We start from the raw sequence: 25864 nt of genomic DNA, 5'->3' as shown, positions 1-25864 counted from the left end.
TTACCCGACTATTTGTGCGCGGCACCCGCGGCCGGGCGGTGGGTACTTAACGGCTTCGCTATTCGACGGCGGGAACACTCGCAAAGGGGCGGAAGGCTACTCGCCCCGACGCAGGTATCCCTGTACTTTCCCGCCATCCAGGGCCAGCGGGCGCCTCGCATACGTGGGTGCGGCCTGGCTGGTTAATTAGTTAGCCCGGGGGCTAATGCAGAATATTGACGGAATCTTGATGGTTTATCTAATTCACCCGTTTGGATTAATTGCACGAAAAAGGCAGTCAGCGGATCCGGATGTCCGATGACCGCCTTTCTGGAATTCGCACTCCCTGCGGGGAATTAAGTCTCGTTTTGGCGTTCGCGGCGCAGTTCCGCCAATTCCTGGCGCAGGGCGGCCACTTCCACCAGCAGTTCGCGGACGTCCGCGCGGACGGGAAATTCGGCCGATTCCACCGCCGCTTCCGTGTTTTCCTCGACCCTTTGCACCAGCCAGGATGCAATGGAGGCCGTGACCACACCCAGCACTGCGATGCCGCTCATCATCAGGGCCGCGGCAACCATGCGGCCAATCGGGGTGACGGGAAAGAGGTCTCCGTAGCCCACTGTGGTGATGGTGGTGATGGCCCACCAGGCGGCGTCCCCGAATGTGAGGATCTTGGCGTCAGGGGCGTTTTGTTCGACGTCGAGGACGGCCAGGGCGCCGACGAACACCAGCAGGACAGCGGAGCCGGCCACGTAAGTGACCACGCGGCCACGAAGTGTCTCGCCCACCGTCCGGTGCAGAACGGAGAGCAGGGTGACCAGCCGGAGCAGCCGGAGCGGCCGGAAGAACGGCAGGGCAACGATCAGCAGCTCGTGCAGGTTGAGGATGAACCAGCGCTTCCTGTTGTCCGCGAGCCACAGGTTGGCGGCATAGTCGGCAGCGAAGACAGCCCAGGTGATCCACATGACGCCTTCAAGTACGTCGGCCTGCCGCCCTTCGATGTGGCCGATCACCTGCCAGGCGTAGGCAGTCAGGAAAACGAGTGCGGTTCCCATCAGGGGCCACTCGGCGATGTCCCTGTAGCGTTGCTGCGTCATGCTGAAATCCTAAGGGCGGCGGCTCTTGGCCACTGATGTTACTGGTGGGTAACATGGGTTCATGCACCTCCTCTTGCGAACACTCCTGCTCCTTTTCACTTCTTCCCGCAGGCCGCCCCTGAGTATCTGGGGCAGCTCCTCGCTGCAGCTGCGCGTATTGCCCACAGACATCGACATCGCCATGCACGTCAACAACGGGATGTACTTCTCGCTGATGGATCTGGGCCGGTTTGACCTCATGGCGCGGAGCGGAACCTGGAAGAAGATGCGCCGGCGTGGCTGGTCGCCCGTGGCCGCGGGGGAGACCATCGCCTTCCGGAAGTCCCTGCAGCTGTGGCAGCAGTACACCATCGAAACCCGCATCATCGGGCTGGACACCAAGGCCATCTACTTCGAGCAGCGCATGGTGGCGGACGGCGAAATCTATGCCCGCGCCCACATTGCCACGAGGCTGGTCAGCAAGGGGAAACCGGTCAGCCAGGACGAGATCTTCCGGGAGTTCGGCGAGCCGCCGGCCGGACTCGAACTGCCGGAGTGGATCCACGAGTGGCGCGAAACCAACGCGCTGCCCGGCTCCCGCCGCGAGGCTCCCCACGTCTGGCACTGAAGCCTTGCAGCTGGCGCGGCGCCGGGACGTGGGTACCGGGACGCGGGCGCCGGGCGATGGCGCTCGCACGCCAGGCGGTGTGCCATGAGCGAAACGATCGGGACATCACCGGGCGGCTCGCGTACCGTTGACCCATGGCTACCGTAGACATTACAGGTGAACAGTTCGCATCAACCGTCGAGAACAACGACATCGTCCTCGTTGATTTCTGGGCCGAATGGTGTGGTCCCTGCAAGCAGTTTGGACCCACCTATTCCGCAGTATCCGAGAAGCACCCGGACGTTGTCTTCTCCAAGGTGGACACCGAAGCCGAACAGCAGCTGGCCGCCGAGGCAGGAATCACGTCCATCCCCACGCTGATGGCCTTCCGCGAAAAGGTGCTGGTGTTCTCGCAGCCCGGCGCGCTGAACGCCCAGCAGCTGGAACAGGTGGTTGACGCCGTCAAGGCACTGGACATGGAAGAAGTCCACGCGCACGTGGCACGCTCGCAGGCTGAGGCGGCCGCGGTTGCCGGCAAGCAGGACGGCACGCAGATTCCCGAGGCCTAAAACCCCGCTGCACAATGACTTAAAATCCAACGCGGGGCCGCTTCAGCCGATGAACCCAAGGTTCATGCCGGCGAAGCGGCCCCGCGTTGTTTTGTTCGGGAAGTAGTTCAGGAAGGCGGCGGGCGCTACAGCCGTTCGAGCTGGACAGGTTCGGCCAGCAGCGCGCTCAGCGACTCGTTGAGGTCCTGGACGGCGGTGCCCTTGGAATGCTTCGCCAGGTCCTCCTCCGAGGCCCACTGCTCAGTCAGCACCAGCTTTTCCTCGGTGGCCTCCGTCAGTTCATACCGGATGCAGCCGGGCTCATTCACCACCTCGTCGATCGCGATTTCGAGGGCGAGCTTCACGCGGAAGAATTCGCCGTCGTTGGGGATGAACGTTGCCTTCAGGTCAATCGGTGCACTCATGCGTTTCACCCTACCGGGCCGCGGCCTGCCGTCCCGAAATATTTTGTAGGGCTTCCTAGTTTTTCGCGTCCCTTACGCTTCTTTTACCGGTGGTCTGTTGGTAGCGTGCCAGCATGCGCGCTTATACAGCCGGGGACACTGACGTCCCGCTGCTTGACGAGACCATCGGCCAGAACTTCGAGCGGATCGTGGCCAGCTTTCCGTTCCACGACGCCCTGATTGAGGCGGCTCCCGTCCCCGGCGCCGATGCCCGCCGGTGGAGTTACACCAAACTGAACGACGACGTCGACAGGCTGGCCCGCGCCCTGCTCGCCCGGGGCGTCGCGGCGGGGGAGCGGATCGGCATCTGGAGTCCCAACTGCGCGGAATGGACCATCCTGCAGTACGCCACGGCCAAGATCGGCGCGATCCTCGTCAACGTGAACCCGGCGTACCGGAGCCATGAACTGGAGTTCGTGGTCAGGCAGAACGGCATGAGGATGCTGGTGGCGGCACCGTCGGACCGGAGCAGCGACTACACCGGGATGGCCCGGCAGGCCCTCGCCGAATGCCCGGAACTGAAGGAACTTGTCTTCCTGCCGGACGGCGGCCAGCCTCAGCTGCAGGCGGGGGATCCTGAAACTGAGGCGGAAATGACGTATGCCGAGCTGCTCAAGCGGGCAGACGACGTCGGGCATTCCGTCCTGAAGGCCCGCTTGGCGGGGCTGGACCCGGACGACCCCATCAACCTGCAGTACACCTCGGGCACCACCGGGTTCCCCAAGGGCGCAACGCTGACACACCGCAACATCCTGAACAACGGCTATTCCATCGGTGAGCTGCTGGGATATACGGAGCATGACCGGGTGGTGATTCCGGTGCCCTTCTACCACTGCTTCGGGATGGTGATCGGAAACCTCAACGCCCTAAGCCACGGCGCGGCCACCATCATTCCGGGACGCTCTTTCACTCCGGCGGCGGCGCTGGAAGCGGTCCAGGACTTCGGCGGGACGTCCCTGTACGGCGTGCCCACCATGTTCATCGGCGAACTCGCGCTGCCGGACTTCGCCTCGTACGACCTGTCCACGCTCCGCACCGGCGTCATGGCCGGGTCCCCGTGTCCCATCGAGGTGATGAACCGGGTCATCACGGAGATGAACATGACGGATGTGGCCATCTGCTACGGCATGACGGAAACGTCCCCGGTGTCCACCATGACCCGGGCCGGCGACACCATGCAGCAGCGCACGGAGACCGTCGGCCGGACCATGCCGCAGCTCGAGAGCCAGGTAGTTGACCCGGTGACGGGCAGCGTGCTGGAGCGCGGGCAGATCGGCGAGCTGTGCACCCGCGGCTACGCGGTGATGAAGGGGTACTGGAACCAGCCGGACAAGACCGCCGAGGCCATTGACGCGGACGGCTGGATGCACACCGGCGACCTGGCCCGCATGGACGAGGACGGGTATGTGGTGATCGAGGGCCGGATCAAGGACATGGTGATCCGTGGCGGCGAGAACATCTACCCGCGCGAGATCGAGGAATTCCTGTACACCCACCCCTCGATCCAGGACGTCCAGGTGATCGGCGTCCCCGACGCCAAGTACGGTGAGGAACTCATGGCCTGCATCATCCTCAAGCCCGGCGCGGAGCCGCTGGACGTACCCGCCGTCGCCGAGTTCTGCCGGGGGAGGCTGGCCCACTACAAGATCCCGCGCTACGTGGAGGTCCGCGACAGCTTCCCGATGACCGTTTCCGGAAAGATCCGGAAGGTGGAGATGCGGCAGGAGGCCGTGGCCCGGCTGGGACTGTGACCCCTAGCTGATGTTGCGGTTGATCGCACGGACTCCCACCACAAGTCCGACGGCGGCAGTCACCGCCGCGGCGATGAGTCCCAGGAGCGTGTCCGCGCCGACGTTGCCCGCGAACAGCTCCCGCTCGGCGTTGACCAGGTAGGTGAGCGGATTGAACTGGCTGGCCACCTTCATCCAGCCCGGTCCGGCTTCGATGGGCAGCATGATGCCGGAAAGGATCATGAGCGGGAACAGCAGCGTTTGCTGCACGCCCCAGAAGATCCACTCCTTGTTCTGCGAGACCAGGGCCAGCGAGTAGGACAGTGCGCCAAGCCCGATGCCGAAGATGCCCAGGACAACGAGCCCGAACAACACGTGCAGCGGATGAAACACGAAGCCGAACGGGATGCAGACGAGGGCTATGAGCAAGCCCTGCACCACGAGCGGCGCCCATTCCTTCAGGGCCCGCCCGATCATCAGGGATGACCGGGACAGCGGCGTGGCGAGGATCCGCTCGTACGAGCCCGTCATCAGTTCGTACTGCAGGTTGGAGCCTGTCATGGACGTCCCGAAGAGGGCAATCATCACCACCACGCCGGGCAGGAACCACTGCAGCGTGGACTGTCCGCCGAACGCCGGCGCGCCCACGGCGGAGCCGAGCAGCGGGCCGAACAGTCCCAGGAAGACGAGGGGCTGGAGCAGCGAGAAGACCAGCGAGAAGGGGTCGCGCAGCGGCAGCAGCATCTCACGCCAGAACACGTACTTCGTGTCATGCAGGACCCGGCCGAGGCCCGGCTTCTTCAGGACCTCCGGAACTGGCTGCGCGGTCATCAGCGGTTTGCTCCTTCCCTGAGGTTCCGGCCGGTCAACTCGAGGAACACGTCGTCCAGGGTGGGCGGTTTGAGCTCCAGGGACTGGGCGGGAGCGCCGGCGTCGTCCATTTCCTTCAGCAAGGCGGGCGCCAGCCGGGCGCCTTCGGTGAGCCGGAGACGGAAGCTGACCACGCCGGCGTGCGTGTTTTCCTGGACGTCACCGCCGGCGGCGGCGCGCCCCAGCAGCCCGCGGACGCCTGCCGCTGCCCCGGCCGCCACCTCCACGGCCAGCAGGTCCCCGGCCAGGTTGGCCTTGAGGCGGGCTGCTGTGTCGTCGGCGATGATCCGGCCGTGGTCGATGACGATGACCCGCTCGGACATCGAATCGGCCTCGTCCATGTAGTGCGTGGTGAGGACGACGGTGGTCCCGTGCTCGGCGCGCAGCCGCATGATGTGTTCCCACAGGTTGGCCCTGTTCTGCGGGTCCATGCCGGTGGAGGGTTCGTCGAGGAACAGCAGGTGCGGTGAGTGCATGAGGCCCAGGGCCACGTCCATCCGGCGCCGCTGCCCGCCGGAGAGCTTGATGACCGTGCGTTTGGCGAGGTCGGCCAGGTCTAGGGACGTCAGGAGTTCCCGGGCGCGGGCCGCGGCATCGGTGGTGTTCATCCCGTAGAAGCGGCCCTGCATGACCAGTTCGTCAATCACCCGGAAACTGTGGCCGCCGCCGTTGCCCTGGCCGATATAGCCGATCCGGGCCCGCACCCCGGCCGGGTCTGCCGTTACGTCGACGCCGGCTACAGTCGCCGTGCCCGAGGTGGGCCGGAGCAGCGTGGTCAGCATCCGCAGGGTGGTGGACTTGCCCGCGCCGTTGGGGCCAAGGAAGGCCACGAGTTCGCCCGGGGCGACGTCGATGTCGACGCCCTTGACGGCCTCGATGGTTTCCTTCTTGACCGTGAAGTTCTTGGTGAGTTTCCGGGTGTGAATCACGGTGTGCTCCAGGCTGCGGGTCACCGGCGTTCCGGCTGCCGGACGCCATGGCGTCACGCTATACCCGTCCGGCGGGGGCGTCCACAGGAGCGGGCCGCAAGTGCCCGTCCGCGGTCTGTGGTTCGCGCCGCCGCCGTTCGCGGTCTGTGGTTCGCGGTCTGTGGGTCTAGTGCTGGCGGTGGTCCTGGATGGTCATGCGGGGGCCGAACGTGGGTTTCCGGAAGCCGCTGAGGCCGATCATCCGCACCACCCGCTGACGGTGTCCCTGCCACGGCGCCAGCAGCTGCAGCATCCCGGCGTCATCAGTCCTCCGCCCGGTCAGCGCGGCTCCCACGTAGGCCGCGAGGTGGTAGTCGCCCACCGCGATGGAGTCCGGGCAGCCGTGGGTTCTCTGGACCACCTCCGCCGTGGTCCAGATGCCGATGCCCGGAATGGTCTGCATCCTGGCCGATGCTTCCGCAGCGGGCACCTTCGCCAGGCGTTCAAGGGCGACGGCGGAACGCAGCGCCCGCATGACCGTTGCCGAACGCTGCGGTCCCACACCGGCCTTGTGCCACTCCCATGACGGGACCCGCAGCCACTGCTCCGGGGTGGGCTGAAGCCGAAGCCCTGCGGGTGCGGCCGTGCCCGCGCCCGGCGCCGCGGTGCCGAAGCGGTACACCAGGTAGCGGTAACCCCGCCGCGCTTCGATGACCGTGACCTTCTGCTCAAGAATGGTGGGCACCAGCGAGTCAATCATCCGGCCGGTGGCCGGGAGCCGCAGCCCCGGGTTCCGGCGTCGGGCCTCCACCACCATCCGGGGGAGCGTGGCATGGAACTCCGGGTGGTCAAAAGCGGACCAGTCGTCCCCGCTGCCCAGCAGCCGCGGCGCGGCGGCCACGGCCTCCTCGGAACCCGGGCCCCAGGCCTGAACGTCGACTGCCGGTTCGCGGGGGTCCCCGGAAGTGGACAGACGCAGGGACACCGGGCCCCCCGCCGTCGTGAACGCCATCCAGAGCCCGTCCGGCCCCGAGGCAAAAGCCGGATCACTGTTGCCGCGCATCAGTGTTCCGAGGGACTGCAGCAGGCTGAAGGGGCCGCCGGGATGCCACCGCAGCGAGACGTCCGCCGCGGCGGCCAGGCCGGCGGGGACGTCTGCGATGGTCATTGAACAATCGTCCCACGCGAGGCTGACAGCGCCGGAAAACCGCAGCGCCGGAAAACAGCAGTGCCGGAATCAGCAGTGCCGGAATCAGCAGTGCCGGAAACGGGCAAGGCCAAACGGCCCTGCCCGGCAGGTGTGCCCGGGCCTAGACTCCAGTTGTGGCGCGGACCGCCCGCGCCTGGCCCTGTGGGGCCGGACTGTGGAATACCAGGTGAGAACAGTGGCCGGAGGAGTGGTGCACTTCGAGATCCCCGCGGACGACGAAAACCGCGCACGGGACTTCTACACATCCGCTTTCGGGTGGGAATTTCAGGTCATGCCCGAAATGGAATACAGCCTTGCGACGACAACGCCGATGGACGAAACGGGCAGGCCCACTGTTCCCGGGTCCATCAACGGCGGGCTGTTCAGGCGCGGGGACCTGACCGCCCCGGTTGTCACTGTTGACGTCGAGGACATTGACGCGGCGCTGGAGAAGATCGCGGCCCTGGGCGGTGCGGTCCACCGGGGCAAAATGGAGGTTCCGGGCATGGGATGGAACGCGTATTTCAAAGACAGCGAAGGCAACATCGTGGGCCTGTGGCAGAACGCCGAACCCGGTTCCAATCCTGCCGGCAGCTCCGACGCCGCAGCGAACGACATCGGAGCGTAGCGCCTCAGCGCATCCCGTGGGGCATGCCCGTCAGGCATGCCCTCAGTGCATGCCTGAGACCGTCCACAGCGCCACGACAGCCAAGGGAACCGTCAGCGCCACGGCTACCAGGCCTGCGAGCGCGAATCCACCCCATTTGATCCGGACGTTCAGCGCCCGGAGCCGCTCGTGCCAGAGCAACGTCGCCAGGGACGCCCACGGACTGACCAGCGGGCCGAGGTTTACGCCGATGAGCAGGGCGGCGAGCCGCACAGGCGATCCCGCCACCGGTTCCAGGGCCAGGTAGGCGGGGAGGTTGTTCGCCGCGTTGGCGGCACCCGCGCCCAGTCCGGCCAGCTGCAGGAGGGCGGGCAGGCTGTCGCCCGATCCGGCCGCCCCCGCCAGGAGTTCTGTCAGGCCATTGGCGTGGAGTGCCTCCACGAGCATGAACAGGCCCACCGTCAGCATCAGCGGACGCCACGGAACCATGGACCACCGCAGCGCGGAAGGGCGTCGCCGCAGGAAGACTGCCAGGAGGAAGGCCGCGGCCGCCATGGCGGGGTACTGCACCGGCACTCCGGACACCAGTGCGGGCAGCAGCACCAGCACCGTGGCAGCAGCGGACAGCAGCAGGCCGCGGTCCCGGACACGGTGAACCGGCTGCGGCCCGTACCTTCCGCGCAGGTCCTTGCGGAATGCCAGCCACAACAGGGCGAGGGGAACCAGCAGTCCCACCACGGCAGGGGCCCAGACAAGGCCGGCGAATCCCAGGGGGCTGAGTCCGAGCCTGTCCTGGGCCAGCAGATTGGTCAGGTTGGACACCGGAAGCAGCAGGGAGGCCGTGTTGGCCAGCCAGATGCTGGTCAGGGCGAACGGCAGGGGCGGAATCCGGGCGTGGACAGCCAGGAGCACCACCACCGGAGTCACCAGCACCGCCGTGGTGTCCAGGGACAGGAACACAGTGGAGACAGTGGCCACCGCAATAACCAGGAGCCACAGGATGAAAACGCGGCCGCGGCCCAGGGCAGCCAGACGGTCCGTCACCACCCGGAACAGGCCGGCCTCGTCCAGGAGTTCGGTGACGAGTGACATTGCCAGCACGAAGGACAGGATGGGAACGGTGCGGTCCGCCAGTTCAGCGAAGGCAGGCTCTGGGAGGGCACCCACGGCAAGGGCGGCTATGCCTGCCGCGAGCGTGGCTCCCGGCAGGAGGTAACTCTTGATTTTTGTCAGCCACGCAAACCGATGCACTGCCCCATCGTCCCACCCTCGCCTGCCGAGCGCGTGCACCGCCGCTCAGGCGCGCTCCCGCGCACTGCCGCTCGGGCGCACTCCTGCGCACCGCCGCTCAGGCGCGCTCCCGTGCACTGCCGCTCAGGGGTGCGGCCGGGAGCCAAAACGGGTGCAGCGGTCCCGAGACGGTAACTTTGTACCTATGAAGTACGCCCAGTCCGTCCTGGACCTCATCGGCAACACGCCGCTCGTCAAGCTCAACCACGTCACCGACGGCATCAAAGCCACCGTCCTGGCGAAGGTCGAATACCTGAACCCGGGCGGATCCATCAAGGACCGCATCGCGGCGAAGATGATCGAGGAGGCCGAACGGGACGGAAAGCTGCTCCCTGGCGGCACCATCGTTGAACCCACCTCGGGGAACACCGGCGTCGGGCTCGCCCTTGTGGCCCAGCAGAAGGGGTACCGGTGCGTCTTCGTGGTGCCGGACAAGGTGGGCGAGGACAAGCGCGCCGTCCTGCAGGCCTACGGCGCCGAAGTAGTGGTGACGCCCACCGCCGTCGCCCCGGACAGCCCGCAGAGCTACTACGGCGTTTCGGACCGCCTTGTCACCGAAATCCCCGGCGCCTACAAGCCGGACCAGTTCTCCAACCCTGCCGCGCCCGGCAGCCACTACGAGACCACCGGTCCCGAAATCTGGCGCGACACCGACGGCCGGGTCACGCACTGCGTGATCGGCGCCGGGACCGGCGGCACCATTACCGGAACCGGCCGCTACCTGAAGGAGGTTTCCGCCAACCGTGCCGAGGCAGACGGCGGACGCGTCCGGATCATCGGTGCCGACCCCGAAGGATCGGTTTACTCCGGCGGGACCGGCCGCCCCTACTTCGTGGAGGGCGTCGGTGAGGACATGTGGCCGGCGAACTACGACAAGGCCGTCCCGGACGCCGTGATTGCCGTCAGCGACGCAGAGTCCTTCGAGATGACCCGCAGGCTGGCCCGCGAAGAAGGCCTGCTGGTGGGCGGTTCCTCAGGCATGGCCGTAGTGGCCGCCCTCCAAGTGGCCAAGGACCTGCCCGAGGACGCCGTGGTAGTGGTCATCCTGCCCGACTCGGGCCGCGGATACCTCGCCAAGATCTTCAACGACCAGTGGATGCGGTCCTACGGCTTCCTGTCCGGCGGCGAGGAAGCCTCCGTCGGCGAGGTGCTCAAGTCGAAGACCGGTGAACTTCCGGCGCTGGTGCACATCCACCCGAACGAGACCGTCCGCGACGTCATCAACATCATGAACGAGTTCGGCGTCTCCCACATCCCGGTCCTGTCCCAGGAGCCGCCGGTGGTCATGGGCGAAGTGCTGGGCGCCGTGGACGAGCGGAGCCTGACCTCCAAGCTGTTCCGCGGCGAGGCGAAGCTGACCGACAAGATCTCCGAACACATGGGGGAGCGCCTGCCCGTGATCGGGTCCCTGGAGACCATCTCCGCCGCCCGCGAACTGCTCTCCGACGTCGACACCGTGATGGTCACCTTCGTCGGCGCCCCCGTGGGCATCCTGACCCGCCACGACCTGCTCGCCTACCTCAGCAACTAATTTCCGGTGCTTGGGCCTGTCGAAACCCGGAACTCGACAAGCCCCGTCACCGTATGAAAGGACCTTCAATGTCTGTTTCTGAAAACCAAGGTTTCAACACCCGCGCCGTCCACGCCGGCCAGGCCTTCGAGCCGCGGACCGGCGCCGTTGTGCCGCCGCTGCACTTCAGCTCCACGTATGCCCAGGACGGGATCGGCGGGCTTCGTGACGGCTACGAATACGGCCGCGGCGGAAACCCCACCCGCGACGCCCTGCAGGAGCAGCTGGCCGCGCTGGAAGGCGGCTCGCACGCGTACTCCTTCAGCTCCGGCCTGGCCGCGGAGGACTCCCTCATCCGTGCCCTCACGAGGCCCGGGGACCACATTGTGCTGGGCAACGACGCCTACGGCGGAACCTACCGCCTGATCAGCCGCGTGCTGGGCGAATGGGGCATCGGCAACACGCCCGTGGACATGGCGGATCTCGACGCCGTCGCGAAAGCCGTCGCGGCCAACAAAACCCGCCTCGTCTGGGTGGAGACTCCGTCCAACCCGATGATGAAGATCACCGACATCGCTGCCCTGGCCAAGCTGGCGCACGACGCCGGTGCCCTCCTGGTGGTGGACAACACCTTCGCTTCCCCCTACCTGCAGACCCCGCTGGCGCTGGGCGCCGACATCGTGGTGCACTCCACCACCAAATACATCGGCGGCCACTCCGACGTAGTCGGCGGTGCGATCGTCGTCAACGACCCCACGCTCGCCGAGAAGATCGGCTTCGTCCAGTTCGCCGTTGGTGCGGTGTCCGGCCCGATGGACGCCTTCCTCACCACCCGCGGGCTCAAGACCCTCGGCGTCCGGATGGACCGGCACAGCGACAACGCCCAGGCAGTGGCCGAATGGCTGCTGGAGCGTCCCGAAGTGGAGGCTGTGCTCTACCCGGGCCTGCCCTCGCACCCCGGCCACGAGCTCGCGAAGAAGCAGATGAAGAAGTTCGGCGGCATGATCTCCGTGCAGTTCAAGGGCGGCGAAGCCGCGGCCCGCACAGTCGCGGAGAACACCTCGGTGTTTACCCTGGCCGAATCCCTCGGCGGCATCGAATCGCTCATGAACTACCCCTCCGAAATGACGCACGCCTCCGTCAAGGGCACCGAGCTGGCTGTTCCGGTCAACCTGATCCGGCTCTCCTGCGGCATCGAGGACGTGGAAGACCTCATCGCGGACCTGGAGCACGCCTTCACCTTCATCGGGACGGGCAGCTAGCAGCCGGTGACCATCTCGCTTCGGGCCGTATCGCCCACCACCCGCGGCTGGCTCGCGACGGCGGCGGGCGCCCTGACCCTGGCCATCGCCGTATGGTTCCTGTACACGGATTACAAGCCGTTCATGAACGACTTCGAGGTCTACTACTACGGCGGCGGCCGCGTTTTGGAAACGGGCGAAGGCGGCGTCAACGAGCTCTACGCACCGCGGGACGGGCTGCCGTTTACGTACCCGCCATTCGCCGCGCTGCTCTTTGCCGCCCTGGCCACCATGGACTTTGGCGCCAGCAGCATGCTCTTCATCGGTGCCGCCCTGGCCGGCGCCGCGGTGGTGGCCGGCTGGCTGGCCCGGCACTACTTCGGCATGAGGACATGGCGCGCGGCCTTCGCGGACTACCGTTTCAGGACCACCGCCCTGGTGGGAACCGGGGCCATTCTGCTCCTGGGCCCGTGGCGGGACACGTTTGTCTTCGGCCAGATCAACATCATCCTGATGGGCGTGATCCTGGCTGATTTCGCGTTGTACGGGAAATCCCGTGCGGGCGAAATCCGCTGGCCCGCAGGACTGCTGATCGGTCTGGCCGCCGGCGTGAAGCTCACCCCGCTGGCGTTCGGCCTGTACTTCCTGGTCCGCCGCGATTTCAAGGCGCTGGGCTGGATGGCCGCCGGCTTCTTCGGATCCATTGCGCTGTCCTGGGCGGTGCTGCCGAATGCGTCGCTCACCTTCTGGACCAAGATCCTGCCGGACACCGGGCGGATCGGCGGTCCGGGATACGTGGACAACCTGTCCGTCAAGGGGCTGCTGCTGCACATCGGCATGCCGGATTCGACACTGACCAGCCTGGTGTGGCTGGGCCTCTCGCTGGCGCTGGTGGTTCTCGCCGGCCTGGTCATCAAATGGGCCGTGGACGCTGACGAGAACTTCATTGCAGTGTCCGCCACCGCTGTCCTGATGCTCTTGATCAGCCCGGTCTCCTGGTCGCACCACTGGGTCTGGGTTGCTGTTGCATTGCCCAGCATGGCTTTCGCGATGCACCGCGTGCCCTCACGAAACGGCAGGATGCGCACTGCGGGCTGGGTCATCGTGGTTTTTTCCACCATCGCCTTCTACATGACGCCAAAGAACCTGGCCGTCTGGGCCGGCGCCGCCGAATGGGGCAAGGACCCGCAGACGCAGTGGCAACTCACCGTGTCCAGCCTGGGCGTAGTGTGCGGCATCGCGATGCTTGCCTACTGGGCGCTCGCATACCGGCCCTCGAGGGCCGCGCTCCGCCCTCGACCCTAGCTTTCTTCAAGAAAGTCAGCTACGGTTGCCTGCATGGCACTCCGTTCTGACTGGTCCCAGCGCACCTGCGCCATGGCGCGCGGCCTGGACATCCTTGGCGACCCCTGGAGCATGCTGGTGCTCCGCGAGGTCTTCTTCGGCAACGGCCGCTTCGACGCCATGAAGAATCGGCTGATGGTGGCCGACTCCGTGCTCACCAAACGCCTCGCGGGCCTGGTGGACGCCGGGCTGCTGGAGCGCAAACCGTACGACGACGGCGGCCGCACCAGGCAGGAATACGTGCTCACCGAGAAGGGTGAGGACGCCCTGCCGGTGCTCAACGCCGTCGTGATCTGGGCCGAAAAGCACCTCCCGGCGCCGTCCGAACAGGCTCATATGTTTGTCATCCACACAAGGTGCGGGCAGCGCACCACCTCCGCGGACAGCTGCACCGCCTGCGGCGAACGGCTCACGGCCGAAAACACCAGCTGGCACAGCCTCACCCGAACGCCTGAGCCGGTCCGCCTTGCCACCGCCGCCCCGGCTCCCGCCCGCGACGCACTTTCACAGAACGGACCCGCAGCATGAACGCCCCCGAGACAGCCCTGCAGCCCGCACCCGGCAAACGGACACGCCGCAAGCTGCACCCGGCGTGGATTGTGGCCGCTGTTGCGTTCCTCGCACTGGTGGGCGCCGCCGGCTTCCGGGCGGCCCCCGGCGTCCTGATGGTGCCGCTGCAGAACGAATTCGGCTGGTCCACCACGGTGCTGTCCGCGGCCGTCAGCATCAACCTGGTGCTGTTCGGCCTCACCGCGCCGTTCGCCGCCGCGCTCATGGAACGGTTCGGCATCCGCGCCGTGACCTCTGTGGCACTGGTGCTGATCGGCGCCGGCAGTGCGTTGACCGTGCTGGTGAACCAGTCGTGGCAGATCCTGCTGACCTGGGGGCTGCTGATCGGACTGGGCACAGGGTCCATGGCCCTGGTCTTCGCCGCCACCATCGCCAACACCTGGTTCAGCAAGAGCCGCGGCCTGGTGATCGGCATCCTGACGGCCGGCAGCGCCGCGGGGCAGCTGGTCTTCCTGCCCTTCATCGCCATGCTCGCGCAGGATCCCGGCTGGCGGCAGGCATCACTGCTCATCGCCGCCGGCGCCCTCGCGGTGGTGCCGCTGGTGCTCAAATTCCTCAAGAACTCACCCGCCGACGCCGGTGTGCTGCCCTACGGCGCCGACGCCGCCCCGGAACAGGGCACGGAACCGGCGGCGGGGTCAACCGCGACTGGTTCACCCGAGACTGGTTCAACTGTGCCGGGGGAAGCCGCAGCCCCCGCCGGGAACGCGGCAATCCGCGCACTCCAGGTGCTCAAACGCGCCAGCAAGGTCCGGACATTCTGGGCACTGGTGGCCGGCTTCGCGATCTGCGGTGCCACCACCAACGGGCTTATCGGCACCCACTTCATCCCGTCCGCGCACGATCACGGCATGGCGGAGACCACCGCGGCGGGCCTGCTCGCCGTCGTCGGCATCTTCGACATCGTGGGCACCATCGCCTCCGGCTGGCTGACAGACCGCTTCAACCCGCGGATCCTGCTGGCGGTGTACTACCAGTTCCGCGGCATCGGACTGCTGGTGCTGCCGCTGCTGCTGAGCGCCACGGTCCAGCCCAGCATGATCGTGTTCGTGGTGATCTACGGACTGGACTGGGTGGCCACCGTTCCGCCCACCGCCGCCATCTGCCGCCAGGTCTTCGGCGCCGACGGCAGTGTGGTGTTCGGCTGGGTGTTCGCCGCCCACCAGCTCGGCGCGGCCGCCGCCGCACTGGCCGCCGGCGCCATCCGTGACGCCACCGGCCAGTACACCTACGCCTGGTTCGGCGCTGCCGCCATGTGCACCATTGCCGCCGTCATCAGCGCCACCATCCGCAAGGACGCCGGAGCGCGGGAACCGGTCCTGGTGGAGGCCAGGGCTGCGGAGCACTGACCACTGCGCACTGAACACTGAGCACTGAGTGCGGTGCCACGCCGGGGCTGGGTAACAGGGGACGGGCCCGCTGCTTCAGTAGGATGTGGGGAGGACGCGCCTGATCCGGCGCGAGTCAGCCGGCACAACATCGCGATACGCGCTCAACGCGCCTACAGTGGCGCTCTGCAGGAACAAATGTTTGGGGACACGGATGGCACTGCTCGACGCCGAAAAAGAGCTCGACGCCGGCAAGGGAACCGCAGCGCCGGGGACCACCGCACCAGGAACCGCAGCGTGGTATCGCAGCCGGCTGGTGCTGGGCATCCCCGGGGAGCTGGTGACGCTGCTGGCTATCCTGGCTACTGCCGTCTTTATGTCCTCAAGGCTTGACGCCTGGGGCGAGCAGGGCCTGGACTTCAGCGTCTACTGGCACGGCGGCAAGATCCTCAACGAAGCCGGCCAGTCGCCGTCGGACCTCTACAGCAGGACCGTGGGCTGGGCCGGAGGGCCGGAGCTGCCCTTCACGTACCCGCCGTTCGCCGCGCTGCTGTTCGGCCTGCTGGCCAGGCTGCCGGAGGAATCCGCCCTGATGCTCTTCAACGCCGCCGGGGCGGCCGTTGCTGTTTGGGTCGCCGTGCGCGGCGTGAGGTACTGGAGCGCCAAACAGGACTGGCGCAGCACCTTCGGAGGCACCGGGTTCAAGGCAACCCGCAACCGGTGGGGCGCCGTTATCCTGCTGCTCGCCGTCATCAACCTGGGCCCCTGGCGCGAGACACTGGCGTTCGGCCAGATCAACATCCTGCTCATGGGGCTCATGGCCGCCGACCTCCTGGCCGGGAACCAGCGCTGGAACCAGGGTTTCCCGGGCCGCGGCTTCCTGGTGGGCATGGCCGCCGGCATCAAGCTGACGCCGCTGGTCTTCGGCTTGTACTTCCTGGTGCGCAAGGACTGGCGCGGTCTCTTCAACATGGCCGGCGGGTTCGCGTTCACCGTGCTGCTGGGCTGGCTGGTCCGCCCGGCGGAGTCGTTCACGTTCTGGCTGGAAATCCTCCCCGACACGTCCAGGATCGGCGGGGCAGGCTATGTGGACAACCTCTCGATCAAGGGCGCGCTGCTGCATTTCGGGGTTCCCGAAGCCGGCGTCACCGTTCCCTGGCTCCTGCTCAGCCTGCTGGTGGCGGGCGGGGGTGCCCTGGTGATCAAGGCTGCCAGCGACCAGGGCGCCCGAGTGGTGGCGATTTCCGCGACGGCGCTCACCATGCTGCTCATCAGCCCCGTCTCCTGGTCCCATCACTGGGTCTGGATGGCCGCCGTGCTTCCGGCCTTCGCCTGGACCCTCCGCGAGACACCGCACCGCTACCGGGCAACCCGCTGGGTCATGGGCGGTGTGCTCGGGGCATCCATCATCGTGTTCTTCTTTTCGCCCAAGAGCATCGGCGAAGCGCTGGGAGCGGAGAACCTGGACTTCCAGGTGCCCGAGCCCTGGCTCATGGCCTCCAGCGCCGGCGTCTTCTGCGCGGTGGCCATCCTGGCCTGCTGGCTCGTGGTGCTCCGGCGTGGCTCGCTGGCTGACGTGCCCGCATGAACAGGACGGCGATGGTGACGGGCGTCGGCCGCCTCGCCGGAATCGGTGCCGGCATCGCCAGGCGCCTGGCTGCCGACGGCTGGGACCTGGTCCTGACGTACTGGCAGGACTACGACTCCCGGATGCCCTGGGGAGTCCAGCCGGACGACGTCGAACGCCTCGCAGCGGAGCTGGAAGCCACCGGCGCCCGCGTGCTTGCCCTGCCGGCGGACCTGGAGGATCCCCAGGCCGTGGACCGGCTCATGGAGTCGGTAGCGGAGCAGGCGGGCACGTTGCAGGGGCTGGTGCTCAGCCACGCCGAGTCCGTGGACTCCGGCATCCTGGACACCTCCCTGGCAAGCTGGGAACGGCACTTCGCCGTGAACACCCGGGCCAGCTGGCAGCTGATCGCTGCCTTTGCCCGGCAGGCGGCGCACGACGGCGGCGCGATCGTGGCGCTGACCAGTGACCACACAGCGTTCAACCTGCCGTACGGCGCGTCCAAAGGGGCCCTGGACCGGACCGTCATTGCCGCGGCACGGGAGCTGGGTCCGCTGGGCATCACGGCAAACGCGCTCAATCCCGGCCCCGTGGACACCGGCTGGATGGACCAACAGCTGCGCGAGGAGCTCAGCCGGCGCCAGCCCGGCGGGCGGCTCGGAACCCCAGCCGATGTGGCCGGAACGGTGGCGTTCCTGCTCTCGCCCGAGGGCCGCTGGGTGTCCGGGCAGCTGATCAAGGCCGACGGCGGCTTCTCGGCCTAGGCTCGCGCACTCGCGTCCCAGCCCAACTAGGTAGCAGCAGGTGTCGTTATGGGCCCGCAAAACGACACCTGCTGCTACCTAGTTGGGTGGGAGCGGGGTTATCGGAAGGCGCCGATGCCGGTGATGTGCTGGCCGAGGATCAGTGTGTGGACCTCGTCCGTGCCTTCGTAGGTGCGCACCGACTCGAGGTTGGCGGCGTGCCGCAGCGGCGAGTAGTCCAGCGTGATCCCGTTGCCTCCCAGGATGGAGCGGGCCTCCCGGGCAATGGCCAACGCCTCGCGGACGTTGTTCAGCTTCCCGAGGGAGATCTGTTCCGGCTTCAGCGTGCCGGCGTCCTTGAGCCGGCCCAGGTGCAGCGCCAGCATGGTGCCTTTCTGGATCTCCAGGAGCATGTTCACCAGCTTCTCCTGGGTGAGCTGGTACCCGGCCAGTGGCCTGCCGAACTGGAGCCGGTCCTGCGAGTACTTCAGCGCGGCCTCGTAGGAATCGCGGGCGGCCCCCATCGCACCCCAGGCAATCCCGTACCGCGCCTCGTTGAGGCAGGTGAAGGGGCCGCGCAGGCCGCGGGCACCCGGCAGCAGGGCCTCCGGTCCCAGCCGCACGCCGTCGAACGTCACGTCGCACTGGATCGAGGCGCGCATCGAAAGCTTCCGGCCGATCGGTGTGGCGGTGACCCCGGGTGTTCCGGCCGGGACAAGGAAGCCGCGGATGCCGTCGTCCGTCCTGGCCCAGACCACCATCACGCCGGCAACGGATGCGAGCCCGATCCAGCGCTTGGCGCCGTCGAGCACCCACCCGGCGTCATCCCCGGAGCCGTCCCGGCGCGCGACGGTGGTCATTGAGGAAGGATCCGAACCCGCCGAGGGTTCGGTCAGGGCGAAGCAGCCGATCACCTCGCCGGCGGCCATCCGGGGGAGCCATTCCTGCTTCTGGTCCTCCGAGCCCCAGCGGTGGATGGCCGTCATGGCCAGGGAACCCTGGACCGAGACGAAGGTGCGGATCCCGGAATCCCCGGCCTCAAGCTCCATTGCGGCCAGGCCGTACTCGACGGCGGACCGTCCCGGGCAGCGGTACCCCTCCAGGTGCATGCCGAGCACGCCCAGCTCGCCCAGTTCGGGGGCCAGGTCGAGCGGAAAGACGGCGTCGTCATACCAGCGGGCAATGTCCGGCTTGATCCGTTGCTCCGTGAAATCGCGGATCCGTTCCCGGAGCGCAAGCTCCTCGGCGGTCAGCAGGGCATCCAGGGCCAGGACATCGGAGGTGTCCGAAACAGAGGGCAGGTCAGCGGCGTTGCTCATTGGAGCATCCTACGGCTTACGCCTTTCGCGAGGCTTCATCCGGCTGCGGCTACAGCGTGCTGGGCGCCGGCCGCTTCGCCAGGAAGTAGTCCCGGGTGGCCGGGGCGAAGCGGCACACCACTGCCAGCACGACGCCCAGAGCCAGCAGCACCACGCCGCTGACGAAGGCGCCGCCCACGCCGAAGATCTCCGTGTCGCCGTAGGCGGGATCCCACATCTGAACGGCGGAGATGAAGAACGCGGCGGTCAGCATCAGGGCACCGAGCAGCGGCAGGAGGCCGCGGAACCACAGGTTGCGGGCGGAATCGCGCAGCGTCCCGCGGAAGAACCAGAAGCACGCGAAGCCGGTCAGCGCGTAGTAGAACGCGATGAACAGGCTGATGGCGCTGATCGAGTCGGAGAGCAGGTTCTGGCTGAGGAAGCTCATGGCCACGTAATACACGACCGCGGCGGCCCCCATCACCTGCGTGGAGAACCCCGGCGTCTGGTTGCGCGGGTGGACTTCGCCGAACCTGGCCGGCAGAGCGCCGTGGACACCCATGGACAGCGTGCCGCGGGCGGTGGGCAGGATGGTGGTCTGGGTCGAGGACAGCACCGACGCCAGCACCGCCACCACGATCAGCCAGCCCCAGGGGCCCAGCACAACGTCTTTCATGGCCAGGAAGACATCGTCCTGGTTCTCGGCGTTGCCGAGGCCGATGCCGTCCGTGCCCACCGTGGCATACATCATCACCAGCAGCGCCACCGAGACGTAGATGGCCATGAGGACAAAGGCGGAGATGACGGCGCCGCGGCCGGGCGTCGTGGCCGGATTCTCCGTCTCTTCATTCACAGCCAAGCAGGTGTCCCAGCCCCAGTAGATGAAGAGTGCCAGCAGGGCGCCGTGGACCACTGCGCCGGGATCGGCGAAGGCGCCTGCGGGGTTGAACCACTCAATGTCGAAAGCCTGGCCCTCGGGTGCCCCGCCCGTAATCCGGAAGACAATCGCCAGCGCGAATATGCCCAGCGAGACATACTGCACGTAGGTCAGGACCCGCTGGACGTGCTCGCCGAGCCGGATGCCGCGGTAGTTCACCAGCGTCATGAAGATGATGAACACCACTCCCGTGGCCGTCACCAGCAGGTCGTTTTCGGCCAGCGAACCGTCGCCGATCAGCAGCCACAGGTACTGCCCGGCCACCTGGGCCAGGTTGGCGAGCACCACGATGCCGGCCAGGGCAACACCCCAGCCTCCCAGCCACCCCGCCCACGGGCCGAATGCCCGGCGGGCCCAGATGAAGGTGGTGCCGCAGTCCGGCATGGCGCTGTTCAGTTCCCGGAAGGCGTAGGCGATGAAGAGCACCGGCACAAAGCCCAGGAGCAGGATCAGCGGCGTGTAGTTGCCGTTCACTGCGACGATCAGGCCCAGCGTGGCCGCCAGCGAATAGACAGGAGCCGTGGAAGCCAGGCCAAGCATGACGGAGTCGCCCAGGTCCAGGATGCCGGCACGCAGCCCCTTGGACGGAACTGCCGGCTGGCCACCGGACTTAACTCCCGCCGTCGAGTTCCCTGTGCTCATAGTGCAATACCTGCTTTGCTGGAGGAGGCCGAGGCGGCCTGGACTGAAAGAGGGGCCGGGGCGTCGATGGTGTTGGGGACGAACCGGCAGAAGTAATCGGTGATGGGACCGTCGGATTCGCGGATGCCGCAGCCTACGGACTCGCCGTCCACCACCCACAAACCCAGGACGGGGTGGTTCCCGTCGAAATCGGGCAGCGAATGGAACTGCTGGTAGCACCAGCCTTCGCGCCCGTAGCCGCCTGGCTGCTCCAGGTTGATGCCGGCCGCATGGATCTTGATGTTGTCCCCCTCGCGGCCATGCAGCGGCTTGGCCACCCATTCCTTCAGCGGCCCGGGCTCGTTCAAATACGCCGGTAGCAGGTTCGGGTGCTCCGGATACAGGTGCCACAGGGCCGCCAGCAATGCTTTGTTGGAGAGGAGCATCTTCCAGGCCGGTTCCACCCAGCGCGGATTGTGGGCGCGCTGGAGCAGCCGCTGGCCGAAGGGCTCCTTCATCATCAGCTCCCACGGATACAGCTTGAAGATGGTGCTGATCATGAAGTTGTCCAGGTCCACAAAGCGTTTCAGGTTGGGGTCCCAGCCGATATCGGACATGTTGATGCCGATGGTGGTCCAGCCGCCCTGTCCCGCGACGTCGCGCATGTAGGCTGCCGTCATCCAGTCCTCGCCGGACTGCTCCGCTTCGGAATGGGCGATGTGCAGGGTGCTCATGCCGGTGCGGTACTGAAGCTTCTTCCACTGCCGGATCAGGGCTTCGTGGATGCCGTTCCACTGGTCCTTCTCCGGGAACACGTCCTGCAGCCAGAACCACTGCGCCACCGAAGCCTCGATCAGCCCGGTGGGGGTGTCCGCGTTGTACTCCAGCATCTTGGCGGGGCCGCCGTGCCCGTCGTAGACGAAATCGAAGCGGCCGTAGATGTCCATGTCCCCGGCCTGCAAGGACTCGGCGGCCAGCTCGAGCGCCTGCGGCCCGATCCCGATATTGCCCATGGCTCCGGTGGCAAGGTACTTGGCCGCCTCAAGGCACATCAGGTGCATGTCCTCGGCCGTCTTCTCGAGGGTTTCCACCTCGTCCATGGTGAATTCGTAGTAGGCCGATTCGTTCCAGTACTCGATCTTCTTGCCGTCCGGCATGGTGGTGGTGGAAAAGACGAGCCCCTGTTCCTCGATCTTCTGCTTCCAGTCGGGCCTGGGGGTTGCACTCAGTCTCTTCACGCCTAGCCTCCCGTGCTTCCGCCCTTGGAGCTGCTGCCGAAGCCGCCCCTGCTGACCGTGCCGCCCTTGGTGCTGTACCCCTTGGACGTTTTCGCCCCCTGCGGCGCGGTCTTCGTGAAGCTGGGGTACTGCGAGCGGTTCTGCCCGACGGCCGGGACGCTGGAGCCGCGGGAGTAGAAGTACCAGGCGTAGATGGCGGAGCTCCGGCCGGCGCTGCTGCTGTTGTCGCACTGGGCGTCATCCACGCGCTCGCCGGTTTCGTCGTTGAAGCAGACCTGCGCGTAGTCGGCCTCCGCTTCGTTGCTGGCCACGATGGCGGTGATGGTCCCTGCCAGCAGGGCAGTGACGCCGAGGCCGACGACGACGGTACGGCGTTGCGAGCGCTTCTTGCGTGCCGCTGCTTCCCGCTCGCGCTCGTGTTCGAAGGGGTCGATCACAGGGCCCGGGCCGGTACCCGGCGCTCCGGGCATCCCCGGTCCCGGCAGGGGACCCTGCCCTGAAGCCGCGCTCTTTTGCCGCCGCCCGGCCTTCCTCCCGGCGTCCGGCTTTCCGGCTTCGGCAGTCCGGCCGCCAGCCGCGGAATCGTTGAGCAGTTCCGGCCGAAGCTCCGGTTTGGGCACCTGCCAGGGCGGCAGCTGCCCTGTGGCGGGATCGTGGGGCTGCGGCGTGAAATCCTCGGGGGCGGTCATCCAGCCTGGCGTGGGGCCTTCGGGACCGTCGGTCCCTGCCGGCGTGCCGTCCTGTTGCCCGGAACGGGTGTTCTTCGGATCCTTCGTTGGATCCTTTGAAGGATCCTGGTTCGGGTCCTGCGGTTCCATGGGTCCCCCTTGGTTGTCCATGCTCAATCTGTGACCGGCCACGGCGTCGAAGCACGTGCGGGAAGGCCGTCCCGGCAAGACACAGCTGTGTAAATCCTGAAGTCAGCCTAGTGCCTGGACCGAGGTGCTGTTAACGGAAAACGGGGGAGAACTGCCCATGCCAAGATGGAGCCATGGCAGCAGTTGAATCCGCCCGCGGTGGCGCCGCCCGATCCGGCCCCGGCGGGTCCGCGACGCCGCGTTCGCGGCCAGCACGTCCGGGCACGGCAGGTTCCGGGACGGCAGGTCCCCACACGGCGGGTTCCGGGAGGGCACGCTCTGCGCTCCAGGGAATCGGGCGGCGCCGTTTCCTCCTCGGCATGGTGCTTGCTGCCGTGCTGCCGCCTGCCGTGGAAGTCCTGGTGACGCTCGCGGGATATCGGAATTTCGCCATCATCATGCTGCTCCACCTCGCGGTCGCCGTGGCGGTGGCCGCGATCGGGGGATTCTGGCCCGCCGTCGTCGCAGCGGTCCTGGGCACAACACTCCTCAACTACTTCTCCGCCGATCCGGTAGGTTCGCTGTCCATCGCCGATCCCTCCACCCTGTTCACCCTCCTGGTGTTCCTGGCAGTGGCCTGCAGCGTGGCCCTGGCCGTCGGCCTGGCGAGCCGCCGCGCACAGGAAGCCGCGAGATCCGGGGCCGAAGCCACAGCGCTGAGCGAGCTCTCCCTGCGGATCCTCAGTTCCGACGGCAGCCTGGAAACATTCCTCGAGAAGGTCCGCAGCCGGCTGGGAGTGGATGCCGTCACGCTGGTGGCCGGAAGCGCCCCGGGCGGCTCCCGCGCACCGGAAGCCGCCGGCATCCGCGGTCCTGGACGCGGGACGGACAGCAACGCCGGGGAGACAGTGCTTGCCAGCGCCGGGTCCAGCCCGCCGGTGACCCGCGCGGCCGCCCACCACGCCGTCGTCGTCGATTCCCGGTACACGCTGCTGATCAACGGCGGGCCGCCGGCCGGTCAGCCCTTTACCGGCCAGCACCAGCGGATGCTGGCCGCCTTCGGAGCGTTCCTGGTGGCCATCCTGGAACGGCGGCAGTTGGTGGCGAGCATGGAGGACAATCAGCGCCTGTCCGAGGGCAACAAGATGCGCACGTCCATCCTGCGGGCGGTCAGCCACGACCTCCGCACCCCGCTGGCCGGGATCAAGCTGGCGGTCAGCAGCCTTCGCCAGGAGGATGTGAAGTTTTCCCCGGAAGACGAGCGCGAACTGCTCGCCACCATCGAGGACTCGGCCGACCGCCTGGACCACCTGATCGGCAACCTGCTGGATATGTCCCGGATTACGGCTGATTCGGTCAACCCGCTCCTGCGCGGACTGGGCTGGGCGGACGTCCTGCCGGACGCGCTCAGGGGCCTGCCCGCGGCACGGATCCGGGTGGAACTGCCGCCCAACCTCCCGCGGGTGGAGGCCGATGCCGGGATGTTGGAGCGGGTGGTGGCGAACCTGGTGGAGAACGCACTCAAATACGCGCCGGAGGCCGATGTGGTGCTGACGGCCCGTGCGGGGGAGGGGATCGCGCTGGGCGGCAGGCCGGCCGGCGAGTTCCGCGTGGTGGACCACGGCTCAGGCGTGGCCCCGGCCGCCGTGATGGACATGTTCCAGCCGTTCCAGCGGCTCAACGACTATCAGCGCACCGGCGGTGGCCGGGCCGTGGGGATCGGACTGGGCCTGGCTGTTGCCAACGGCTTCACCGAAGCCATGGGAGGAACCCTGGCGGCGGAGCCGACGCCGGGCGGCGGGCTGACCATGGTGGTCACCCTGCCGCTGTGGGAAGGTCCGCTGCCGTGACCCTGGTACTGATCATCGAAGACGAAGCCCAGCTGGCCCGGGCCATGCAGATCAACCTCCGCGCCCACGGCTACCAGGCCATCACCGCGGGCCTCGGCGCAGACGGGCTGAAACTGGCCGCCCAGCACCCGGTGGACATTGTGGTCCTGGACCTCGGGCTGCCGGACATGGACGGTGTGGACGTCATCCGGGGAATCCGGGGGTGGAGCTCCGTGCCCGTCATTGTGCTGTCCGCCCGCCACGCGTCGGAGGACAAAGTGGAAGCGCTCGACGCCGGCGCGGACGACTACGTGACCAAGCCGTTCGGCCTCGACGAGCTGCTGGCGCGGCTGCGGGCCGCTTCCCGGCGCTCGCCGGCACAGCGCGAGGCGCCCACGGTGGAGACGGCGGACTTCGTGGTGGACCTTGCCGCCCGGAAGGTGGTCCGGGACGGGCAGGAAGTCCGGCTCACGCCCACGGAGTGGAACATCCTCGAGCTCCTGGTCCGCAATGCCGGGAAGCTGGTCAGCCAGCAGCAGCTGCTCACCCAGGTGTGGGGGCAGGCATATGCCAAAGAAACCCAGTACCTTCGCGTCTACGTGGCCCAGCTGAGGCGCAAACTGGAGCAGGACCCGGCGAGGCCGCGCCACCTGCACACGGAGGCCGGAATGGGCTACCGCTTCGATCCCTGACACAGGGTCCCGGGCGGGTGGGACGGTGCCCGCGGCAATCCGGGCCGAAGAACCTAGACTGTAGCCATGGACACCGCATCTGTGCTTGCCGTCTGCCGGGTACACCAGCTTCTGAGTGATGAGGGGAGCGTGGGCGTCACGGCCATCGACAAACGTGCCGTCGATGGTCCGGTCAAGGTGCACAAGCTCGGACTCCACGGGGACATCCAGGCAAGCCGCATCCACCACGGCGGCGTGGACCAGGCGCTGTATGCCTATTCGCAGGATGACGCCGACTACTGGGTGGGGGAGCTGCAACGGGTCCTCCTGCCGGGGGTGTTCGGCGAGAACCTGCGCGTGGCCGGCATCGGGACCACCACGGCCGTGATCGGCGAACGGTGGAAGATCGGCCTCGACGTCGAAGTGGAAGTGACATCTCCCCGCGTTCCCTGTGCCACGTTCCAGCGCCGCATGGACGAGCCCCAGTGGGTGAAGCGTTTTACGGCGGCGGGCCGGGTGGGCACCTACCTCCGCGTCATCAAGCCGGGGACAATCCGGGCCGGGGACCACATCCACCGGCTGTTCGTTCCCAAGCACGGCGTGACCATCGGCAAGTGGTTCAGCGAGCCCACCATCGAGGATGTGGAAGCGCTGCGTGATGCGGATGCGGACGGGGAGATCCGCCTGCAGCCGGAGTATCACGACGAATTCGAGAAGCTTCAGCGGCGCCTGGGGGTCTAGCCCTGCAGGACCCCTGGCAGCCGGTGTGCGCAACGTCACCGCCCCTGGATGGCCGGCGGGTTAGTGCAACGCGGAAGCATGCCTTACACTTGAAATATCCCCCACTCCGGAAATCCCTTATTCCTGCCCAATTTTTGAGGCAGGACTGGCAAGTGTTGGGG

24 protein-coding genes are annotated in these 25864 nt (G+C 67.2%); 14 read left to right on the top strand and 10 right to left on the bottom strand.

Going from position 1 to position 25864, the window contains the following annotated elements:
• Positions 1-335 precede the first annotated feature (335 nt).
• Positions 336-1076, bottom strand: coding sequence for a potassium channel family protein (locus BS38_RS0104245; protein ID WP_028269672.1), 741 nt, complete (start codon positions 1074-1076; stop codon positions 336-338).
• A gap of 61 nt (positions 1077-1137) precedes the next feature.
• Here BS38_RS0104245 and BS38_RS0104240 point away from each other — a divergent pair, with 61 nt between their 5' ends.
• Positions 1138-1683, top strand: coding sequence for an acyl-CoA thioesterase (locus BS38_RS0104240; protein ID WP_028269671.1), 546 nt, complete (start codon positions 1138-1140; stop codon positions 1681-1683).
• A gap of 134 nt (positions 1684-1817) precedes the next feature.
• Entirely contained in the window at positions 1818-2231 is a 414-nt protein-coding gene (trxA, locus tag BS38_RS0104235) for a thioredoxin (protein ID WP_028269670.1), read from the top strand.
• Between the two features lie 125 nt (positions 2232-2356).
• On the opposite strand, the gene BS38_RS0104230 is transcribed toward trxA, so the two are convergent.
• Positions 2357-2635, bottom strand: a complete 279-nt coding sequence (locus BS38_RS0104230) for a putative quinol monooxygenase (protein ID WP_028269669.1) — start codon at positions 2633-2635, stop codon at positions 2357-2359.
• Between the two features lie 113 nt (positions 2636-2748).
• On the opposite strand from BS38_RS0104230, the gene BS38_RS0104225 reads away from it, so the two are divergent.
• On the top strand, positions 2749-4425 hold the full coding sequence (locus tag BS38_RS0104225; protein WP_028269668.1) for an AMP-binding protein: 1677 nt from the start codon (positions 2749-2751) through the stop codon (positions 4423-4425).
• A 3-nt stretch (positions 4426-4428) separates the two neighbouring features.
• Here the strand turns inward: BS38_RS0104225 and BS38_RS0104220 are convergent, their stop codons facing one another.
• From BS38_RS0104220 to BS38_RS0104210, 3 genes are all read right to left on the bottom strand, one after another.
• Complete coding sequence (locus BS38_RS0104220) at positions 4429-5235, bottom strand: ABC transporter permease (RefSeq protein ID WP_028269667.1); 807 nt, start codon at positions 5233-5235, stop codon at positions 4429-4431.
• Positions 5235-6203, bottom strand: a complete 969-nt coding sequence (locus BS38_RS0104215) for an ATP-binding cassette domain-containing protein (protein WP_028269666.1) — start codon at positions 6201-6203, stop codon at positions 5235-5237. The genes BS38_RS0104220 and BS38_RS0104215 overlap by 1 nt, the downstream gene beginning before the upstream one ends.
• 166 nt (positions 6204-6369) lie before the next feature.
• A complete protein-coding gene (locus BS38_RS0104210) occupies positions 6370-7350 on the bottom strand; it encodes a DNA-3-methyladenine glycosylase family protein (protein WP_028269665.1) in 981 nt (326 codons plus the stop codon).
• A 217-nt stretch (positions 7351-7567) separates the two neighbouring features.
• On the opposite strand from BS38_RS0104210, the gene BS38_RS0104205 reads away from it, so the two are divergent.
• The gene (locus tag BS38_RS0104205; RefSeq protein WP_028269664.1) at positions 7568-7999 is read left to right on the top strand and encodes a VOC family protein; all 432 of its coding nucleotides are present in this window, start codon (positions 7568-7570) and stop codon (positions 7997-7999) included.
• A gap of 42 nt (positions 8000-8041) precedes the next feature.
• Here BS38_RS0104205 and BS38_RS0104200 read toward each other — a convergent pair whose 3' ends face one another.
• Positions 8042-9229 (bottom strand): SLC13 family permease, encoded by a 1188-nt coding sequence (locus tag BS38_RS0104200; protein ID WP_197024891.1) that lies wholly within the window; start codon positions 9227-9229, stop codon positions 8042-8044.
• Between the two features lie 184 nt (positions 9230-9413).
• On the opposite strand from BS38_RS0104200, the gene BS38_RS0104195 reads away from it, so the two are divergent.
• The 7 genes from BS38_RS0104195 (at position 9414) to BS38_RS0104165 (ending at position 17592) form a co-directional block, all read left to right on the top strand.
• Positions 9414-10799, top strand: coding sequence for a cystathionine beta-synthase (locus BS38_RS0104195; RefSeq protein WP_028269662.1), 1386 nt, complete (start codon positions 9414-9416; stop codon positions 10797-10799).
• 68 nt (positions 10800-10867) lie between these two features.
• Positions 10868-12040 carry a cystathionine gamma-synthase gene (locus BS38_RS0104190; protein ID WP_028269661.1) on the top strand — a complete coding sequence of 391 codons (1173 nt, stop codon included), beginning with the start codon at positions 10868-10870 and terminating at the stop codon, positions 12038-12040.
• A 6-nt stretch (positions 12041-12046) separates the two neighbouring features.
• Positions 12047-13324, top strand: a complete 1278-nt coding sequence (locus BS38_RS0104185) for a glycosyltransferase 87 family protein (RefSeq protein ID WP_028269660.1) — start codon at positions 12047-12049, stop codon at positions 13322-13324.
• Between the two features lie 33 nt (positions 13325-13357).
• Complete coding sequence (locus BS38_RS0104180; RefSeq protein ID WP_028269659.1) at positions 13358-13891, top strand: winged helix-turn-helix transcriptional regulator; 534 nt, start codon at positions 13358-13360, stop codon at positions 13889-13891.
• Entirely contained in the window at positions 13888-15282 is a 1395-nt protein-coding gene (locus tag BS38_RS0104175) for an MFS transporter (RefSeq protein WP_028269658.1), read from the top strand. Before BS38_RS0104180 ends, BS38_RS0104175 begins: the two co-directional genes overlap by 4 nt.
• Positions 15283-15475: 193 nt before the next feature.
• Entirely contained in the window at positions 15476-16849 is a 1374-nt protein-coding gene (locus BS38_RS0104170; protein WP_231511050.1) for a glycosyltransferase 87 family protein, read from the top strand.
• Positions 16846-17592 (top strand): SDR family oxidoreductase, encoded by a 747-nt coding sequence (locus BS38_RS0104165; RefSeq protein WP_028269656.1) that lies wholly within the window; start codon positions 16846-16848, stop codon positions 17590-17592. The genes BS38_RS0104170 and BS38_RS0104165 overlap by 4 nt, the downstream gene beginning before the upstream one ends.
• 98 nt (positions 17593-17690) lie before the next feature.
• Here the strand turns inward: BS38_RS0104165 and BS38_RS0104160 are convergent, their stop codons facing one another.
• The 4 genes from BS38_RS0104160 to BS38_RS0104145 are packed head-to-tail and all read right to left on the bottom strand — an operon-like array spanning position 17691 to position 22483.
• Complete coding sequence (locus BS38_RS0104160; protein ID WP_028269655.1) at positions 17691-18890, bottom strand: acyl-CoA dehydrogenase family protein; 1200 nt, start codon at positions 18888-18890, stop codon at positions 17691-17693.
• Positions 18891-18939: 49 nt separating this feature from the next.
• Positions 18940-20448 (bottom strand): APC family permease, encoded by a 1509-nt coding sequence (locus BS38_RS0104155; RefSeq protein ID WP_028269654.1) that lies wholly within the window; start codon positions 20446-20448, stop codon positions 18940-18942.
• Positions 20445-21665 (bottom strand): glutathionylspermidine synthase family protein, encoded by a 1221-nt coding sequence (locus tag BS38_RS0104150; RefSeq protein ID WP_028269653.1) that lies wholly within the window; start codon positions 21663-21665, stop codon positions 20445-20447. Before BS38_RS0104150 ends, BS38_RS0104155 begins: the two co-directional genes overlap by 4 nt.
• 2 nt (positions 21666-21667) lie before the next feature.
• Positions 21668-22483, bottom strand: coding sequence for a hypothetical protein (locus tag BS38_RS0104145; protein ID WP_028269652.1), 816 nt, complete (start codon positions 22481-22483; stop codon positions 21668-21670).
• A 173-nt stretch (positions 22484-22656) separates the two neighbouring features.
• Here BS38_RS0104145 and BS38_RS0104140 point away from each other — a divergent pair, with 173 nt between their 5' ends.
• The 3 genes from BS38_RS0104140 to BS38_RS0104130 all read left to right on the top strand — a co-directional run bounded on the left by BS38_RS0104140 (position 22657) and on the right by BS38_RS0104130 (position 25703).
• Positions 22657-24312 carry a sensor histidine kinase gene (locus BS38_RS0104140; RefSeq protein ID WP_028269651.1) on the top strand — a complete coding sequence of 552 codons (1656 nt, stop codon included), beginning with the start codon at positions 22657-22659 and terminating at the stop codon, positions 24310-24312.
• A complete protein-coding gene (locus tag BS38_RS0104135; protein WP_028269650.1) occupies positions 24309-24983 on the top strand; it encodes a response regulator in 675 nt (224 codons plus the stop codon). Before BS38_RS0104140 ends, BS38_RS0104135 begins: the two co-directional genes overlap by 4 nt.
• A 66-nt stretch (positions 24984-25049) precedes the next feature.
• Positions 25050-25703 carry an MOSC domain-containing protein gene (locus tag BS38_RS0104130; protein ID WP_028269649.1) on the top strand — a complete coding sequence of 218 codons (654 nt, stop codon included), beginning with the start codon at positions 25050-25052 and terminating at the stop codon, positions 25701-25703.
• Positions 25704-25864 lie beyond the last annotated feature (161 nt).

This window comes from Arthrobacter sp. UNC362MFTsu5.1 (assembly GCF_000685965.1).
In the GTDB taxonomy this organism is placed as follows: domain Bacteria; phylum Actinomycetota; class Actinomycetes; order Actinomycetales; family Micrococcaceae; genus Arthrobacter.
The sequence above is the reverse complement of the archived record's forward strand: the minus strand, read 5'-3'. Positions and strand labels throughout refer to the sequence as shown.